Annotated in this window: 19 protein-coding genes; 5 read left to right on the top strand and 14 right to left on the bottom strand. The window is 65.3% G+C overall.

Annotated features, from left to right (window positions below; genetic code table 11):
* Positions 1 to 136 precede the first annotated feature (136 nt).
* Positions 137 to 1,207, top strand: a complete 1,071-nt coding sequence (locus ACYVK5_RS06435) for a hypothetical protein (protein WP_460702947.1) — start codon at positions 137 to 139, stop codon at positions 1,205 to 1,207.
* Positions 1,204 to 1,917: an SDR family NAD(P)-dependent oxidoreductase gene (locus ACYVK5_RS06430; RefSeq protein ID WP_460702946.1), complete on the top strand. Its 714-nt coding sequence runs from the start codon at positions 1,204 to 1,206 to the stop codon at positions 1,915 to 1,917. Before ACYVK5_RS06435 ends, ACYVK5_RS06430 begins: the two co-directional genes overlap by 4 nt.
* Positions 1,918 to 2,001: 84 nt before the next feature.
* Here the strand turns inward: ACYVK5_RS06430 and ACYVK5_RS06425 are convergent, their stop codons facing one another.
* From ACYVK5_RS06425 to ACYVK5_RS06390, 8 genes are all read right to left on the bottom strand, one after another.
* A complete protein-coding gene (locus ACYVK5_RS06425; RefSeq protein WP_460702995.1) occupies positions 2,002 to 2,334 on the bottom strand; it encodes an NUDIX hydrolase in 333 nt (110 codons plus the stop codon).
* 200 nt (positions 2,335 to 2,534) lie between these two features.
* Complete coding sequence (locus tag ACYVK5_RS06420) at positions 2,535 to 3,422, bottom strand: class I SAM-dependent methyltransferase (RefSeq protein ID WP_460702944.1); 888 nt, start codon at positions 3,420 to 3,422, stop codon at positions 2,535 to 2,537.
* Positions 3,423 to 3,502: 80 nt separating this feature from the next.
* Positions 3,503 to 4,699 (bottom strand): tRNA lysidine(34) synthetase, encoded by a 1,197-nt coding sequence (locus tag ACYVK5_RS06415; RefSeq protein ID WP_460702942.1) that lies wholly within the window; start codon positions 4,697 to 4,699, stop codon positions 3,503 to 3,505.
* The gene (locus ACYVK5_RS06410; RefSeq protein WP_460702940.1) at positions 4,687 to 5,409 is read right to left on the bottom strand and encodes a hypothetical protein; all 723 of its coding nucleotides are present in this window, start codon (positions 5,407 to 5,409) and stop codon (positions 4,687 to 4,689) included. Before ACYVK5_RS06410 ends, ACYVK5_RS06415 begins: the two co-directional genes overlap by 13 nt.
* Positions 5,410 to 5,642: 233 nt before the next feature.
* The gene (hisS, locus tag ACYVK5_RS06405) at positions 5,643 to 6,950 is read right to left on the bottom strand and encodes a histidine--tRNA ligase (RefSeq protein ID WP_460702938.1); all 1,308 of its coding nucleotides are present in this window, start codon (positions 6,948 to 6,950) and stop codon (positions 5,643 to 5,645) included.
* A 129-nt stretch (positions 6,951 to 7,079) separates the two neighbouring features.
* Positions 7,080 to 7,925 (bottom strand): TauD/TfdA dioxygenase family protein, encoded by an 846-nt coding sequence (locus tag ACYVK5_RS06400; RefSeq protein WP_460702936.1) that lies wholly within the window; start codon positions 7,923 to 7,925, stop codon positions 7,080 to 7,082.
* On the bottom strand, positions 7,922 to 8,971 hold the full coding sequence (locus ACYVK5_RS06395; protein ID WP_460702934.1) for an arginase family protein: 1,050 nt from the start codon (positions 8,969 to 8,971) through the stop codon (positions 7,922 to 7,924). The genes ACYVK5_RS06400 and ACYVK5_RS06395 overlap by 4 nt, the downstream gene beginning before the upstream one ends.
* A 306-nt stretch (positions 8,972 to 9,277) precedes the next feature.
* Positions 9,278 to 10,363, bottom strand: a complete 1,086-nt coding sequence (locus ACYVK5_RS06390) for a hypothetical protein (protein WP_460702932.1) — start codon at positions 10,361 to 10,363, stop codon at positions 9,278 to 9,280.
* 280 nt (positions 10,364 to 10,643) lie between these two features.
* Here ACYVK5_RS06390 and ACYVK5_RS06385 point away from each other — a divergent pair, with 280 nt between their 5' ends.
* Both ACYVK5_RS06385 and ACYVK5_RS06380 read left to right on the top strand, forming a co-directional pair.
* The gene (locus tag ACYVK5_RS06385; RefSeq protein WP_460702930.1) at positions 10,644 to 11,927 is read left to right on the top strand and encodes an AAA family ATPase; all 1,284 of its coding nucleotides are present in this window, start codon (positions 10,644 to 10,646) and stop codon (positions 11,925 to 11,927) included.
* 31 nt (positions 11,928 to 11,958) lie between these two features.
* A complete protein-coding gene (locus ACYVK5_RS06380; RefSeq protein WP_460702928.1) occupies positions 11,959 to 12,354 on the top strand; it encodes a hypothetical protein in 396 nt (131 codons plus the stop codon).
* A gap of 112 nt (positions 12,355 to 12,466) precedes the next feature.
* Here the strand turns inward: ACYVK5_RS06380 and ACYVK5_RS06375 are convergent, their stop codons facing one another.
* The 3 genes from ACYVK5_RS06375 to ACYVK5_RS06365 all read right to left on the bottom strand — a co-directional run bounded on the left by ACYVK5_RS06375 (position 12,467) and on the right by ACYVK5_RS06365 (position 14,600).
* Entirely contained in the window at positions 12,467 to 13,075 is a 609-nt protein-coding gene (locus ACYVK5_RS06375) for a hypothetical protein (RefSeq protein WP_460702926.1), read from the bottom strand.
* Complete coding sequence (locus tag ACYVK5_RS06370; RefSeq protein ID WP_460702924.1) at positions 13,072 to 13,941, bottom strand: hypothetical protein; 870 nt, start codon at positions 13,939 to 13,941, stop codon at positions 13,072 to 13,074. The genes ACYVK5_RS06375 and ACYVK5_RS06370 overlap by 4 nt, the downstream gene beginning before the upstream one ends.
* 218 nt (positions 13,942 to 14,159) lie before the next feature.
* Complete coding sequence (locus ACYVK5_RS06365; protein WP_460702922.1) at positions 14,160 to 14,600, bottom strand: ImmA/IrrE family metallo-endopeptidase; 441 nt, start codon at positions 14,598 to 14,600, stop codon at positions 14,160 to 14,162.
* Positions 14,601 to 14,795: 195 nt separating this feature from the next.
* On the opposite strand from ACYVK5_RS06365, the gene ACYVK5_RS06360 reads away from it, so the two are divergent.
* On the top strand, positions 14,796 to 15,404 hold the full coding sequence (locus tag ACYVK5_RS06360; protein WP_460702920.1) for a hypothetical protein: 609 nt from the start codon (positions 14,796 to 14,798) through the stop codon (positions 15,402 to 15,404).
* A gap of 84 nt (positions 15,405 to 15,488) precedes the next feature.
* On the opposite strand, the gene ACYVK5_RS06355 is transcribed toward ACYVK5_RS06360, so the two are convergent.
* From ACYVK5_RS06355 to ACYVK5_RS06345, 3 genes are all read right to left on the bottom strand, one after another.
* Positions 15,489 to 15,908 (bottom strand): hypothetical protein, encoded by a 420-nt coding sequence (locus ACYVK5_RS06355; RefSeq protein ID WP_460702918.1) that lies wholly within the window; start codon positions 15,906 to 15,908, stop codon positions 15,489 to 15,491.
* 29 nt (positions 15,909 to 15,937) lie between these two features.
* Positions 15,938 to 16,546 carry a hypothetical protein gene (locus ACYVK5_RS06350; protein WP_460702916.1) on the bottom strand — a complete coding sequence of 203 codons (609 nt, stop codon included), beginning with the start codon at positions 16,544 to 16,546 and terminating at the stop codon, positions 15,938 to 15,940.
* Between the two features lie 106 nt (positions 16,547 to 16,652).
* A complete protein-coding gene (locus tag ACYVK5_RS06345; RefSeq protein WP_460702914.1) occupies positions 16,653 to 17,078 on the bottom strand; it encodes a hypothetical protein in 426 nt (141 codons plus the stop codon).
* Positions 17,079 to 17,120 lie beyond the last annotated feature (42 nt).

The raw sequence follows: 17,120 nt of genomic DNA, 5'->3' as shown, positions 1-17,120 counted from the left end.
CTGGTACAACAACCGCCGACTGCACGGCGAGCTCGGACACGTCCCACCAACCGAGTACGAGGAACTACACGCGGCGGCCAACCCGGTCACCGCACCCCTGGAAACCAACTAATCCAGTCTCCACGAAACCCGGGGCTTGACAGTAGCGGGCGGCCTGACAATCCTGAAGTCCACGTCGACGGAGCACGACGTCGACCACGACACGGCACTCACGCTCGGCGCCGGCGCCGTGGTCGGTCTGGCGCACGACTGGCTCACGATCGAGATCCCTGACGTAGCCCGAGTGGCAGGAGGGAGCCGGGTAGGCAGTGAGCTTGTGGCCAGCCTCCAGGAGCGGCTGCCAGCACTGCGCAGGATCGACCACACCCTCGGCGGGCTGCAGGCGCGCCCCCTGGTCGATGCCGAGCTGCGGCTGGTCAGCAACGTGCTGGCCCAGAGCAGTTACAGCGAGAAGACCGGACAAGACCTCTTCGCGGTGGCGGCAGAGCTTTGCCGGGTGGCTGGGTGGGCTTCGTGCGACGCCGGGCAGCATGCCGCGGCCGAACGGTACTGGCGCGCCGGGGTCCGCGCCTCCCATCTGTCCGGCGACCGCGGAATCGGCGCGAACATCCTGAAGTCCTGGAGCCTGCAGCGCGCGGAAGCTGACCAGCACTCGCAAGCGATTGCGCTGGCCGACGTCGCCCTGGAGGCGGTTCGCGGTAGCGCTGACCGAGTCCAGGCAATGCTCACCGTCCGCAAAGCCAGAGCACACGCCGCCCGCGGCGATCTCGCCGACACCGAACGACTCCTGGCCACCGCCGACACACTCCTCGCCCGCGACCGCGGCAACGATATCCCGGAGTGGGCCTGCTACTTCGAGACGGCCGAGTTCCACGCCCAGTCCGCCGCCTGCCACCTCCTACTCGGTCAAGCCGGCCGCACCGACCAGCTCCTGGACCACGCACTGGCCCTGCAGCCCGACGACCGCAGACGGGACCGCGCCACGTACACGATCTGGCGTGCAGAGAACTCCCTGGGCGCAGGCGACGTCGAAGCCGCCTGCACCCACATCCGGACCGCCATTCCTGACCTCGCCAGCGCCCACTCCGCCCGCAACCGCGCCCGCCTCGCAGGAGTCCACCGCGGACTTCGCCCTCACCACCGGCTGGTGGCCGTGCGCGACCTTGACGAGGAGCTCCACGATCTCCTCCAGGTGAAGTCCGCATGACCCGCCACGTCGCCGTCGTCACTGGCGCCACCAGCGGCTTCGGCCTGGCTACCGCCCGCGCCCTGGCACAGCATGGCTTCCACGTCATCATCACCGGCCGCGACACCACCACCAGCCGCCAGACCGCCGCGGCGCTCGAGAACGACGGCCTATCGGTCTGTGCGCACCCACTCGATGTCACCGACCCCAACAGCGTTGCGCGCGCCTTCGCCACCATCGGCCACGAGCACGGACGGCTCGACGTCCTGGTCAACAACGCCGCGATCGCGATCGATCGTCACCGCACCGCGACCCAGCCAGACATCGAACGCGTGACCGCCACGCTAGACACCAACATCACCGGCGTATGGCGGTGCAGCGCGGCCGCAATCCCCGAGATGCTGCGCCACCAGCACGGCAGGATCATCAACATCACCACCCATATGGCCACCAACGAACGCCTCGCTCGCGGCGGAGTCACCGGCAGCGCCGCTTATGTCGTCTCCAAGTCCGCGCTGAACGCCCTCACCCAGGTCCTCGCCGACGACCTGCGCGGCACCGGCATCCTCGTCAACGCCGTCACTCCTGGCAGGGTCGACACCCGCATGACCTACGGCAAGACCACCAGGCCGGTCGACGCCGCGACGCCCGACATTGTCCACCTGGCCACGCTCCCCGGGGACGGGCCGACCGGCGCGCTCTTCTACGGCGGCCAGCGGATCAGCTGGTAGCCAACGCTCGGCGGCCACGCTCCGGTACGGCCGGATGTGTTCTGCCCAGGGCTGCCGTGCATGAGCGTGACGTCGTCGGCGGGTTCAGCTGTGCCACCTCTCAGTCCGGCCAGCATCGAGGACGTGGTCGATCCGGAATCGGTTGGTGGGATGGGCCGCCAGCTCGCCGAGCCGGCCGACTGGCTGCCACACCACCTCAGAAGACTCCGACGAGGCACGTATCTCACCACGAGTGACGGTGGCGGTCACGCCGATCGAGAACTGGGAGCAGACCCCGTCGCTGTAGGCGATCACATGGCGCGGATCAGTGTAGACGCCGACCAGCCCGGTGACACCGACGCACCTGGTCTCTTCCTTCGTCTCCCGGACCGCGGCATGCCGGACAGACTCACCTGGTTCCATAGTGCCGCCCGGCATCGACCACAGGTCGTTGTCCGTGTGGTGGATCAACAGGATCCAGCCCGTCTCATCTCTCGCGCCGACCCTGACGACTGGGAATTCGGCTCGGGAGCCTGCGGGTCGTCGACGTAGTCGGTGCGGGCCATGGCGCTCGACCCTTGGTACGCGCCCGAACACGCGATTACATCTACCGTTGGGTTATTGGGCGCCCGGATCCACTACTTTGTTGCCTCGACGAAGAGGGAGAAGTGCTCGTTCTCCTCATTGGTCGTCGATGCGTTGTAGCCGTAGTCGTCGATGCGCAACTCCGGATGGGTGCTGCCCTGGTACGACGACTCCGTCGCCTCGCTGAAGCCTGCATCGATGAGCAGCTTGCGCAGCGTGATCGTGTCGTAACCGAACTTGTGGTTGAAATTCATCGTCTGCGAGTCCGCGCCGCAGAACAGCAGGATGTAGTCGAGCGTGGCCACTTCATCCACAACGAATCCCTCGCTGAGCGGATAGAACCTGTTCCGCGCCGCGAAGAAGGCCGAGTCTTTGGTGGCATACGCTTCAAGGAGCCGTCCCACGTCCGGGACCACAAACCTGGCGGTTCCACCGGGCTCCAGCACCCGGAGGATCTCGTTGATCAGAACCGGAGCCTGGTCGCGGAATCGCAGATGCTCCAGCAGGTGCGCCGTGTAGACGTACTCGATGCTTTCGTCGGGGAACGGCAGGCCCCAGTTCACGTTGAGTGCCAGATCGTCGCCTCCGGCGTCAACGTTGACCCAACCATCGAGCCGGTGCCCCCCGGACCCGAGGTGCAGCCGGGTGGGCGCATGTCGTGTGCTCTCCTCCAGTGCCCCGAGCTGCTCGGTGATGAACTCGTCGCGTGTGGACCGCAGCTCGGCGTACGCGCTCGCGAGTTCGGCCCGCGCTCGGACGAGCCGATCCTGAATGCTAGAGACATCGACCGCGAGACGCGGATCGGCCTTAGCTCCCCGGCTGGTGGTCTCAGGGTCCTGGCCGAGTACCGAAAGGTCGTCGAATAGCCGGTCGCTCAGCCGGGCGATGTCGTCGAGAAGGTCCACGCTGGTATGGCCCGCGGAGAGTTCGAGCTCCCGCATTTGGAACCTCGCTGCCGACGTGGGATCAATCCATTTCAGGCGCTCCAGATCGTACTCTGGGGGTGTGGATTCGGAGGGAATCATCGAACACCTGCTGCCAGGCCACCGAACAGCCGTCGTAGCCGGACCCGTACATCCAATGGGATTGGGGCGGCTACAGGGGTGTCGAATTCGTCATCGTGCGGCAGGTCGTCGAACTTGTCTGCTGCGAGGCGGCTGGAACCTCGCAGCAGGTCCTGCGCTGCGCCCGGATAGGCATCGACCATCATCTGTGCGAGGTAGTAGAAGTACGCCCGGCCATACATCCGGCTCGGGTACCGGGCCTCGTAGTTCTGCAGCGAGAACTTCGGAAAACAGCCGTCGATCAGCGATTTGGGCGTGAGCCAGAGCGGATAAACGATCTCAACCTCGCCCATCCGGCCAACCGGCTTTGGGAAGGGCACCTGGCCTGCGGCCAGGTAGTACAGGGTGTCGGACAGGCAGTCCTCGAGGTTGCTGCCGATCACGATCCGCCTGGCCCCCTGCTCCACGGCGACCGCCTCAAGCACCCGGCGCACGCCGTAAACCCCGAGCACTTCCAGGTCGTCGCCGGGGAACTGTCGTTCAAAAGCCGTGACCCAGTCCACCTGAGGCTGTGCAAACCCCAGGATCTTCGCCGTCTCGTCCTCTTGCACGGTGCGTAGGGTGAGTCCGTGAGTATCACAGATCGCGGTCGCCCGCTCCCACCCTTGATCCCAGTCCGGGATGCCGAGCATCATGACCGGCCGGATGTTCTCCTTGGCCACGAGCCCGGATCGCGCGATCGCTTCGAGTAGGGCATTACTGTCGCCGCCACCGCTCACCCCGACGACGAGCGGCTGATCCTCGACACCACTGGCCTCAAGTGCCGTCGCGACCTGTGCTGAGACCAGATCTATCGCGTCCGATGGGCGGAGGTACTCCGTAACGAATCCCTCGCCATCGTCAGCTCGCGTGCGGATCCAAGTCGAGGCACCGAGCCGCTCACGGACGACCGCGTCGCCGCCGAGAAGTGCGTGGTAGTCGATGTTCCGGTTAGGGATGACGACGATCGTGTCGGTGCCACGATAGTCACGCAAGGGATCGTGTGGCCGGACCACCAGAGCCAGTTCGCCCTGCGCATTCTCCTGGTACACAGAGACCTGCGTGACCGGCAATCCGTAGCGTTGACACACGTCGACTATCGAATCGGACTCACGCGCCTCCAGATAACGGTCGCCGTGCGCGCTCCGGAAGATCACCCGATTCAGGTTTTCCATGGCCTCACAAGCTTCTTTGGCCGCCGTTTCAGCAACGATGGCATCACCGAATAGACATTCTTGATGTAAGAGTTCACGTTCTGGACGCTGCGCGCCATCTTCACGACGTCGTCCGTCTCCTCCGCCTCGATCAACTCAACCTTGCCGCCCTTGCTGGGCAAGAACATCAGGTTGAGAATCGGTTTGCCCCTCGCAATGAAGAGCGGAGCCGAGGGGGCCCACCACTCGAAGACGAAGTTCACAGGCCTTACCCACGAGCGGATGTTCCACCGACCCTGAAGCACGAGCCCAGGCAGCGCGGGCTCGAAGTAGGTCGTTGCTAGCGGGGAGAGATACTGAACAGCGACGTCATCATCGGAGATGAAGTAGTAGTTCAGCATGACCTGCATGAGTGGGCGGTCAGGATGACGCCACTCCGCACGCGGATGCACCTTGAGCAACGGCGCGAGCTTTTCGGCCCGAATGCTTGACTTCTCGCCCACCGAAATGGTGCAACCGTCGTCCGTCAGTTCGCAGAGCAGATGCAAGTCGAACGGGCTGCGAAGCGTGTAAAGACTCTTCGAGAAGTCTCGCGACGCCGGGCAGAACCGGATGAGCCCCTTCTGCTCGCGATAGTCTTCCAGCTTGACGTAAGGCGCAGGATCAAACCATATCGCTCGTGCCTCAAGAGCACGCGGGAGAAACCATCCTACGCGGCGCGCGGCGCTCAACCGTGACAGGTCGGGCTGCAGGCGTTGAGGTACAACTCAAGCGAGTAATTGGAGACCTGTGCGGTGCCCTCGGGCAGAGCGGAGAACTCGGGCGAGATCGTTGGGGAGTCGCTCACTACCGTAGAACGCGCCTCGGTCCGGAAGGGCTGCACCTCTGACGGCTCGGACGTGGTCGCCACTGAACTCGTTGAAAGACCCACCTGAATCTCCTTCGTGACGAGGGGTTTCGCACGCTAGCAGGCGCCCGATGACCCGGTCAAGGCCTCCGACACGACCCGCGCCACGTCCGCGTCGGGTACGCTGACTTGCTCCGCCGTCTGCATGTTCTTCAGCGACACCGTTCCTGAAGCGTGCTCGCTGTCGCCGATGATCACAGCAAACCGCACACCCATTTTGTCGGCCAACTTGACCCCCGCGCGCATCGTCGAGGGCCCGAGCGCCGGCACCGAGCGGATCCCAGCTTCACGAAGAGCTCCGGTAACCCGACGCGCATCCGCGAGCAGGTCGTCGCTAGTGCCGAAAACGTACACATCGGGGCCGAGGTCAGGCTTCGGGAGGAGCCCGTGGGTCTTGAGGAAGTCCACGACCGTCACGTCGCCCATCCCGCAGCCGATGCCGGGGATCTTGCGGTTGGTGAACAAACTTGCGAGGTCGTCGTAGCGCCCGCCGCCAAAAAGGGACCGGCGGTTGTCCGGCGAGGTGTCGAAGACCTCGAACACCGTAGATGTGTAGTAGTCGAAGCCACGGATGATGCCGGGGAAGAACTCGAGCGGCACATCGGTGAGCTTGTCGCGCATGATCGGCACGATTCGAGAGCGAGAAGCCGCATCTTCTCCCGCGACATCGACGAACGCCGACAGATCCATGTCGAGAAGTGAGCGCAGGAGCTCCTCCTGCTTCACGTCAAGGCCAGCATCCCGCAGGGATTCCGACCGCCGTTCGTCATCGATCTTCTCCCAACGATCGATCACACGTCCAACCACCGAAAGGCTTCCGTCGGAAACGCGGACGTAGTTCTTGAGCGCCGCTGCCAGTAATCCTCGGTCATTGACGCGGATGACATACATCGACGGATCAGCACCGAGCCCATTGAGCAGCGCCGCGATCAATTCGAACATCTCGATCTCCGCGGCGCTGTCGTCGCTGCCGAAGATGTCGAGGTTGAGCTGCCAGTGCTCACGCATCCTGCCGCGCTGCGGCCGCTCGTACCGGTGAGCGTTGATGTGTGAGTACCAGCGTGCCGGAAGCACGATATCAGCCTGATTGCCAGCAATCATCCGCGCTACAGAGGGCGTCATCTCCGGCCGCAGCACGAGATCGCGTCCACCCTTATCGGTGAAGCGGTACATCTGCTCATCGACGATTTCCTTGCCCGATTTCGCCTCGAAAATATCAGCCGGCTCGATGATCGGCCCGTCGTAGCGCTGGAACCCAAAGAGTTCCGTGGTCCGGAACAGATTCTCGAAGATCTGCGTCCGAATCGACATCTCTTCAGGCAGGAAGTCGCGCGTGCCTCGGTACGGCTTAGTGGAGAATGGCAATGCCGGTCTCGATTCTTGGATGAAGGTTCTGACATTTGAATACAATCGGTAGCAATCGTGCGCAGGGAGCCAATAATCCGCTCGGGATCAAGGATTCCATTGCGCTCGACTGTCTATCGTTTGGGTTGCCTAGCGTTCCAGAGTGTCGACGGGTTCGCACTCGGTCGCTTCGAAGTCGCCGACTGTCGCTGACCGGTGCATTTCCCGGAGACCCTGGCGGGAGAAGTCTAGCACGCCAGCCCGGTTATGCAGGAGCGTCGCATTTTCCCATACAACGACGTCGCCCGGTCGCCAAGAATGTCGATATACCAAATCTTCGGCGGTCTGCGCGGCATGAACAGCGCTAAGAATCTCGTCACTCTGCGCATCGCTGAGACCTCGGATACTCGTCGCCTGCGGAGAGCAGTAGACGAACTGGCGCCCGGTTACTGGGTGCACGCGGACGATTGGCCGAATGAGGCTGCGACCCTCAGGGACCTCTGAATAGTCAATGGGCGGGAGACGCCAGTGCATTCCCTCCAGAGACGAACGCAACTCGACAGGGAGTGACTCATATGCGCCATACTGGTCGGCGAACAGCGTATCGCCAGCCGGGTCTGACGGACACTGGAGACAGTGCAAGACCGTGGCACCATGCGGGCGTCTTGCGTAGGCGAGGCCGTCCGAATGCCAGGCCATTCCATAGTTTGTAGTTGGCGAGTCGGACGAGTTGCGAAGCAGCAACAAATCCGGATAGCCGTTCACCTGATGCGATGGAGGCCTCCGCGATATCCCCGGATCGAGACTTCCGAAGCACCTCGTGAGCCGAAGTTGGTCCGCAGGACCGATGCTCGTGTCGCGAAAATGAAGCAACTGGAACTTCGCGAGAGCATCACGCAACTGCTGGGCAGTGGATTCGCTGATTGCATCTCGAAGGTCGATCTGCTCAACAACTGCACCAAACTGACCAATCGGGACCGTCGTGAATTCAGTCATCGTATATCCACATCCAGCTGATGGGCTTCGACTAGCATCCGCACTATCTCTCGGTCGACTGGGCGGGCCTCACCGGCAAAGCCATCACCCCAGCGCTCCGCGTACCGATCACGGGCGGGCCCCCCGCCGCTGAGTGCGAGCAGTACAGCCTCCAGACAGATTGCAACGTAGGACACCGCGTAGCCGCCCTCGTGCAACATCACCAACCGACCCTCGCAGGCCGTATCAGCTACGCCCATCATGATGCGAGTCATCTCAAAGTAGTCAGCCGCGCACAGCTGCAGTCGTGCTGCCGGGTCGACGTTAGATCCATCGAATCCGCAGCTTACGATGATGATGTCGGGCGCGAACTGGTCACATAGCGGTGCCACGACCGACTTCATAGCCAGCGCATAGGCGGCACCACCTGCGCCTGGCCCAAACGGCAGATTGACATTGTGAAGACTGCCCCTCCCCGCCCCAACCGCACTGGCCGAACCGTCCGAGCCTGCCCATGTCTCCCGGTCTTGGTGCAAGGAGATCGTCAGGACTGAGTCGTCCTCCCAAAAGGTGTCCTGAGCACCGTTGCCGTGATGCGCGTCCCAATCGACGATCGCAACGCGCGCGAAACCAAGTGCCTGAAGCTCTCGTGCGAGCACGGCGCCGTGGGCGAAGAGACAGCCACCTCCACCGCCACTAGACGCAGCGGCATGGTGCCCGGCGGGACGCACGAGGGCATAGCCATTCCGGACATCACCCCGTGCTACTGCCCGCCCCATCGTCAGGACGGCAGCACACGCATCGAGTGCCTGCGCAGAACTGTTCGGATCCCGCATGACCTCGGTGATGTAAGCCTCCGGGTGCACCCGGCCGATCGCCTCCCGAAGCCTTGAATCGTCGATAGCCAGTTCCCGCACTCGCGACCACACACCGGCCCGACGAACGTGTTCACTCGGCACAACAACACGCTCAGGGCGATCCCAGATGTCGTCGAAACCGTCCACGACACCAGGCTGAAGGAACGCTGACCCCGTCTTCGTCGCTGGCCCACGGATCTCGGTGGCCACCACGACACCTGTTGCGTAATCACGCATCTTGTCGACGTCGCTCCCCGATCAGCTTGGATTCGCCCCTATGATGCCATAGCGAGCGATCTCCTCCCAGGTCAGCGAGACATGCAAGGTTCAGTAAGCCTTCAGAAGCCGCATGTCGATCTTGCGAATCGTAGTCACCGTGAGTGATCCCCCGGCTGCGCCCGTGGCCATGCCGGCGCAGCCGCGGGCCGTGGCGTACCAGCATTCGCTCGCGCCCGTCGATCATCCGTGGCGCGCGCTCGTCCCGTTGACCTGGCTCCCAGCCGGACGTAACTCTTGTCAGGTTTGTCGTCCGTACTTGCGGTCGGGTGCCCCCGCGATTAGCACGTCCAGCGGGACCTCCCGCACGGTCGTTCCGGCTGCCGTGTCGTTCGCTCGTCGTGTCGCTGGGCGTTGGGTCCATCGCTTTGCCTGGGTGTCGGTCCGGAAGGGGAGGTAGGGCGCTTCGGTCATGTACATTTCTCGCCCAGGGCGGCGCGCGACGTGCTCGATCAGGCGTGAGAGCTTGCTCTTCCTGGTTGCGCCCGCGATTCGTACGGTCACCAGGTCTTGTGTGCCGATGGTTTCGACGCGCACCGCTTGCAGGGTGGTCTCTGCCCAGTCAGAAGCGTCCGGCACGGTGGGGTCGGCCAGCAGCACGAGCTTGCCTGGCCGGAGCCGGAATGGGAGCGAGACCGATGCCGTGAACGACTCGTCGTACAGGTTCAGAACGCGCAGACGTGAGACTGAGCCGTCCAGTACGCCGCGCTCGAGGAGTAGCGGGTCGGCGGTCAGGATCGCTCGGGTGGCGGTGTCCGCCGCTGAGGCACGGCCGTAGACCGTGACGGCGGATCGCAGCCCCCGGAAGCGGGCTGCGCTCAGGGCCGCGGACTCGCTCTTGAACGCGTGGCGTGCCCATTTGTTGTTGGTGGAACCGTCTCGTACGCGCTGCATGAGGTGGTCCAGGACGTCAGCAGTTTGCTCGTCCGGTGCGATGCCGAACGCCGTGCTCCACGAGGCCAACGTGTCGCTGTGGAGTCCAGATGGGAGCCAGTACTGTCTTGCCAGGGCTCGTGTCAGCACTACGACGCGGGTCGAGGCGACCAGGCCGAGCGCGAGCCGGAGCCGAAAGGGCAGTGACGCTTCGAAACCGTCGGGGCTTGTGCCACGGTCCGCTCTGGCGGGTCGTGCCCATCGGTCGGCGGCCTCCACGACCCGCCGCATCGTCGCCTCGTCGGCGACGATTAGCCGTCGCGGACGTTCCAGATCCGGGTAGGGGGTGTGGTCAGTCGTCACCTTCTCGGGCATCACGAGCGCCTTGTCGAGCAATCTAGCCGTCAACCGTGCCGCGCGCCCGGAGCCGCCCAGCAGACGTGCGCGGAGCATGCCACGCTCGTCCTGCCATACGCCGACGTCATCTACCGGCCCACCACCACCGCTGTCCCCGCCAAGGGCTCCCGGTGCTCGGGTCCGGCGGAGGGGCTTCCCGGCGTCTCGGGCCGCCGCTCGGCGCGCGGCGTCGTATCTGGCGATCGTCACGCCCTGTCGCTGGTCCGTGCTCGTCATGGTCTGGCAGATGTGCGGCCACACCGCTTGCACAGCTCACATGACGACCCCTGGTCCGCACATCCGTCGTGTGTTCCCACCCGTCGACCAGGGGAAGACCATGACTCTCGGCGCCAGCCTCGACGACCTCGGCCTCGGCTTCCCTGCCCGGGCGACGCCCGCCGAGCCCACGCCATCCGAGCCGGATCCGGCTGCTCTCGTGCCCGGCTCTCCTCTGGCTCGGGTGCTCTTCGAGGTCTGGTCGGGCCGCCCGATCGTCGTCGTCGACTCCCCGCCTGGCGCGGGCAAGACCACCCTCGTCACGGATGTTGTCGCGCAACTGAGCCGCCGTGCGGACATGAACGTCGTCGTGGCCACGCCGACTCGTCGAGCGGCGATCGACCTGGCCGAACGCCTCGGATCAGTACTCGGTGTCACGCCCGACGGCACGGCGCGCGTCGTCTTCGGCCCCGCGCTCAAACCGTACGAGGAAGTCAGCGAACGCGTCGCCACTGCCCATACAGGGCAGAAGGTCGTGGTCCGCACTCTTGCCTCCACCCTCATGAGCGCGCCGCAGTGCGACCTGTTGGTCGTGGATGAGGCATACCAGTCGGTCTTCGCCGACGTCGCCCTGGCTGGCGAGCGTTCCGCGCAGGTTCTCCTGGTCGGGGACCCGGGTCAGATCGGCCCTGTCGAGCAGTCCGACACGAGCGTCTGGAGCGGCAGGCGGCTGGCCCCGCACCTGCGCACGCCCGAGGTCTTCGGCCAGGCCGACGACGCGTTCGACATTCGGCTCCCCTCGACCTATCGCATCGGCCCGGATGCGGCCCGAGCGATCGCACCGCTGTACGACTTCCCCTTCGACTCCCGACGCCCCGACCGGTGGACCGAACGCCACGGACGCCACCTCCCCGAGATCACCGCTACGCAGGTACCTGCCGCTGGATCCGATGGCGAGTTCGATCTCGCCGTCCTGGGCCGCTTGGCCCATCTCGCGACTGGGTACATCGGCGACACACGCCACGAGACCGTGCCAGACGGTCCGGTGGCCGCCCACACCATCGGTGAAGACGACATCGCCGTCGTCGTGGCCCGCTCCGGTCAGGAAGCTGCTGTCCGTGCCCTACTGAAGCGCTCCGGAATCACAGTAGGCACGGCAGACCGGCTCCAGGGTGGGCAGTGGCCTGTCGTCGTCGCGCTCGACCCCCTTGTCGGTGCAGCGGATGCCGATGACTTCCGCACGGGGCCCGGGCGGCTCTGTGTCATGGCATCACGGCACACGACGCATCTGCACTGGGTTCACGATGGCCGCTGGGCTTCCATGCTCGATGCGGCCGCCGTCGACGGCCGTCGAGCAGAGGACGCCCGTAAGGGCGTAGCGGTCCGGCGCGCGCTGTGCGAGTAGTTGACTGCCGTGGCCCGCACATCATCCGGGTATGAACCTCAGGCAGCCGCGCGGCGCACCCGATTCCACCGGTGGGCAGTTCGCCCCGGCGCATCGAACCGACACGGACGTTCCGCTGCCGGCACCGGCTCCTGGTGCCACGCCACAGGATGTCGCGTCGGTCCAGCAGATGCTGCAGGAGGAGGGCGAGCTCCCGGTCGCGGACCATCGCGGTCATGTCGTCGACGAGAACTTCTACTGGACCGATCGCCGCGAGTCGGTCGCACACGCCGCCACCAGGACGCTGCTCGGTCACGACGACAACGACGTCGCACGGCTTGTCGGAGAGAGCAGTGAGTGTTTCGTGCCGGATCGCGAGGGCATCGGCTCTCACTTCGACGCTCGTGACCTGGCCGACGCCGTACGCTGGTTCGCTCACAGCCGGTGATGCCCCGGTTACGGCCTGCTACGGCGAAGATTGCCGTCCACTGGCGTTCGGGATCCTCGCCGCCTGCCCTGCACGATCGTGATGGCCTCCGAGCCTGCCGACAGTAGCCGGGCTATCCGAGCAGTGGCCAGGCCGCGAGTGCGCCGCTGGCGAATCCCCACAAGTACCCCGTGGCGACCTCGAGCGGCGTGTGCTCCTTCTGCGCGAGCCGCGCTGAGGCGACGATGACCGCCAGGGCGAGCAGAGCGACGGTGAGTCCGGGCAGGACCTGCGTCATGACGCCGGCGGTCACGGTCAGTGCCCCCACGTGGATCGAGGCGCGAATGACAGGTGTGACGGCGGTCAGTGCGATGACCCCTGCGACGCAGGCGATGAGCATCCGGATCAGCAGGTCCGATGCGCCCAGGAGGACGAGGATGGCGACTGCTATGACCTCCAGGACAACGACGCCGAGCAACGCGACGAATCGTTGGGCTCGGGGCCGGATCCATCGCGACTCGAGAATGCCCACCTTCGAGAGTCCGTACACCGCTGCGGCGGGGACCAGCGCACAGAAGACCAGGGCTGCTGCCGCGTGGCCGACTCCCTTCCATCCGGTGGCGGTTGCAAGGCCCATCGTGATCACGGTGACGGAGACGACGTTCGCAGGCTCGAAAACGGCGGCCACAAGGTTCGCCCAGGCCGGAGCGGACCGGTGCGCGGTCTGCACTTGGGAACTCACTCCCCCACCACCTGCTCCACGACCCGCTGGCGCGCGGAGGACGTCGTCCGGTCCCGGAATGCTCTGCCCAAGCGGTACACCGCCTCGTCATCGGACAGCCAGGAACTCCAGTCGTCGCTGTGTTCCGGGGTGTCGCCGATGGCTCGACGGGCCGCGGCAATATCGATCTGGTAGGCGAGGTGCACCTCTCTTGGTGCGTCCCCGACGGCGGTCCGGACGTGTTCGACGTCGGACTCGGACGAGTAGCGCGACAAGACCGCCAGAGCGTCCATGACTTCGACCATGGTGTGATACTCGGCGAGGACCTGGTCAGACTCAAGCCGGATCTCAGAGACAGTCGCGACAAGGTGATTGTGCAGCGCCCGCACGTCTGCCTGCCGATGGTGCTTGCGCACCATCGCAAGTATGAGGTGTCCGACGGCGCCCACGCAGAGGAAGGCGGTGGCCGTCGTGATGAGTGCGCTCGCGGTCACACCGAGCGCCGACTCCCACAAGGCAGTGTTCACCAGCACGTGGATGACCAGTGAGACGGCCGCCCATGCGAGTCCGCATGCGGCGCCGACGGCGGCGATCAGCATGCCCCAGCCGTACCCGAGGCCGAGCTTCCTGCTTGCCCGCGCTGATGACAGCCCGAACATCGCCGAAGCCAGCCCTGCTGCGCCGCAGTACAGCAGCCAGTACAGCGCCATCCACGGTTTGCCGTCGGTCTGCTTGCTGAGCTCCTCGTTGGTCCATGGGCCGTTGAGGACCACCAGGGCAGACATCACGATAGCGGAGCTGACAGCAACGGCAGCAACGACTATGAGGTTCGTTTCGCGGCCGGTCAAGGCCGTACGAACCCACCCGATGATCGCGACGGCCCCCATGGTGAACGTGACGTGCCTGACGACCTCGTAAGCCCCCGGGGGTGTGTTCGCGATCAGAGCTTGTTTGACCGGGTCGAGGCGTGTGAGCGACCCGACCGACAAGAGGCCCAGTCCGAGCGGAAGTGCCACGTCGCCCCCATGGCTGTTCCGGCTTCGGATCCCCGTCACGACTGCCGTGGAAGCAAAGAAGAGGAACACGACCAGTGCTGCTGCGGCCTTCACGCGAAGGTTCCCATCGCCGTCAGGCGGTCCGCGACACCTCCGCTAGCTTGGATTGACATCATGAGGGCGCAGGCTAGGGATTCCACCCGGTGCTCGGTGGGGTCGTCGTAGCCGGAGCGGGTGGCGCTGTTGCGCTCCTGGCTGGGGTCGTTCACGGCTTCCAGGATGTGCATGAGCTCGTGGGCGACGATGAACTCCCGGTGGCGTGGGCTGAGTGCTGACTCGGAGTTCACGATGATGCGGTCGCATCCCGGGAAGCCCAGCCACATGCCGGAAAGCCCTTCGCCCAGCGGCTGGTCGACGACTTCAATGGTGCGGGCTCGCAGCCGCTTGACGATATCGATCGCTTCGTCGAGAGACCGCGCTCTGTCCAGCCCGTGGGCTACCAGAGTGGCACGCTCGCCCGTCCGACGATCACGTGTTCGGCCTGTTCTCACCACTGCACCTCCCCCGCGGAGCCGTGGCGAGAGAACGTCTCTGCATCACGGGCGTTCGAGCACTGTTCATTGATTCTCGCTCATGAAGTGTTCGCGTGCTCGGTAATTGACGAAATGGCGCGCTCCTGGGCGTGTCTCGTGGGGAACAGGGGAACGCCCAGAGCCGCACATCCACGTGGCATGACGCTCACTTCATTGCGCAAGCTCGCCAGCGCTCCGGCCCCAAGCGGCGGCCGATTCACGACCAGCGCCGGCGCGGCTCGCCAGGCTTCACCGTTCTCGCTGGCTCCATACGATCCCGAGCACGAAGCGCCTGACGATGCGATCCTGCGCGCAGCCGACACGCTGGGCTCACTGCTCGACGGCGACGCCCGTGACGAGTTGATCACGCGCCTCCTTGCCGCACGAATAGCTGACGACCAGCGTCAGGGCCTTGCTCCCGCTGTTGCAGCGCACGCACACATCCCTGACGACTACGGGTTCGACACGGCGCTGCCCGCCTGGCCGGACGAGCTCCTGTTTCCAGAGACGAACGGCGTCGAGCACGGCGTCGACGGCGTGGAGTTGTACGTGTCCGTCGATCGACGGCGGGCCGCCGTCAGGCAGAACTCCGCCGGCGCGGTGGACGTCACCTGGACCGAGGACGACGACGCTGGCCCCGAATTCACGCCCGAGCAACTGGACGCCGCCAACGCCTACCTCCGAGCGATGTACGACCGCGCCGATCAGCTGACGACCGAAATCGACCACGCCGCGTTCGACAGCGTCCGGGAAACGATCGCGGCCATGCTCGACCACGAGTGACGGCGTACGAGATTCGACGTTCGCCCGCGCGCTGAGAGCCGATACCCGGCGGACCCTTCGACGAACCGAGACGCACCAGCACCATCAAGAGGGCTGCTCACGCCCCGCGTACCAGGGGTGTCCGAGGGCGAGCAACGCTTCTCGCGCCGTGTCGCGTACCCCAGGTTCGCGGTCTTCGGCGAGGACCGCGAGGCATGCAGAGCCGAGGCCGGGGAAGGACGCTACGCGTGTCCGGATCGCCGGGTCGTGGTGCGTGGCATACCGCGACGCAATGGCAGCGTTGCATTCGGGGTGGTCGAGCACGAGGCCGACCAAGCAGGTATCGGCGTCCGGTTCGCGCAGGCTCGGGGCGACCACCGCAAGCGCCTCACGTGTCAGGGCAGGATTCGCCGCGAGGTCTCGCAACGTGGGCAGGTCACGACGGTTGACCGCTTCGCAGCTGCGGCGGTAGAGGATGCCGGATGAGGTGGAAGTGGATTGCACACCACCGATCATCGAACACATGTACGCGATCGGGTAGTGGTCGTGGCCGACTATCGATGATGGACGGTCCCGTTGTCGTCCGTGTCGAGCCTGATGGGGGAGACTGTCATCCTGGAGTCCAGGAGGGCGCCAGCCTCTGCGACGGCGACGGCGTCCGCACGGGTGGGCGGGTCCTTGAGCTTCTTGACCATGTCGAGTGGGCCGAAGGTGGAGTCGAACGCGGCTTCCCCGTTTCGTGCGAACCACCATGCCTGCCCGATGACCTCGGGCATTTCGGCGAATGGGTTGGACTCATCGGTGATGACGGCGAGAGCGTCACGGTTCTCTGTCGCCCAGCGGGAGAACTCATCACGGATGTACTGCCGTGTGGCCGGAGCGAGCGTGTCCCGGTCGTAGCGGGTGGGCCAGAAGGGGTTGTCGAAGCTGACGTCGTCGAGGTCGTCTCCGGAGGCGGTGAACAGCACGTAGTCCTCGACGCCTTCTGGTTCGGTCATGGCGGCCTCCACGAATGCCTCGTGGGCGGCGGGATCCTCCACGTCCACATCCACGTGCGGGGCCGGGGTTGGCGTGAGCGAGATGGAGGTTTCGCTGTGCGTCGCGGGCGCGAACTGGCCGCCGGTGGAGTCGGGCGCGCCGCGAGGCTGCCGGTTCGGGCTCATGCCTGGGTGGTGTGCGGGCACCAAGTCCCGACTTTGCGTCGGGCGTCCGCAACTGCGTAACAGCGGCGCACCTTCCGCGCCTGCCGCGGCTCACCCCGCGGGACGCTCACGGTGATTGCCACGCGCAGCCGGTACAGGTCGGGAGGTCATCCGCGTGGTCGAGCTCGTCACCGCACTCGTCGCACCGGTTCGCGCAGTCCTCAGCCGGCAGGTACTCGACCGAGTCGTTGGGGCGAACGCGGACTTCGCCCTGGTCGGTCCTGACCCTGAGCCGGTGGCCGGCGGAGTCGTCGTCCCCGGTGACCGAAAGGACGGTCGCGAGCTCGGACTCGGCAGGTTCGAGAGAGTGAGCGTCGTCGGCGACATCGCTGTACTCGCGCCAGAGCGGTTCGAAGTCGACACGGTCCTCGACGACGAGGTCACCGACTGTGCCCCGAAGGTAGAGCCCGGCGCTCTGGTACCAGCCCACCTTCTCCGCGTACGGGGCTGCGGTCGCGTCGGCATGCTGCTCGATGACGTCTCGCGGGTTCATCCCTCGAGCACCTGGTGATAGCTCGCCGCGGGTAATCATCGA

Source organism: Myceligenerans halotolerans (genome assembly GCF_054782975.1).
This window is presented reverse-complemented; position numbering and strand designations above follow the sequence as displayed.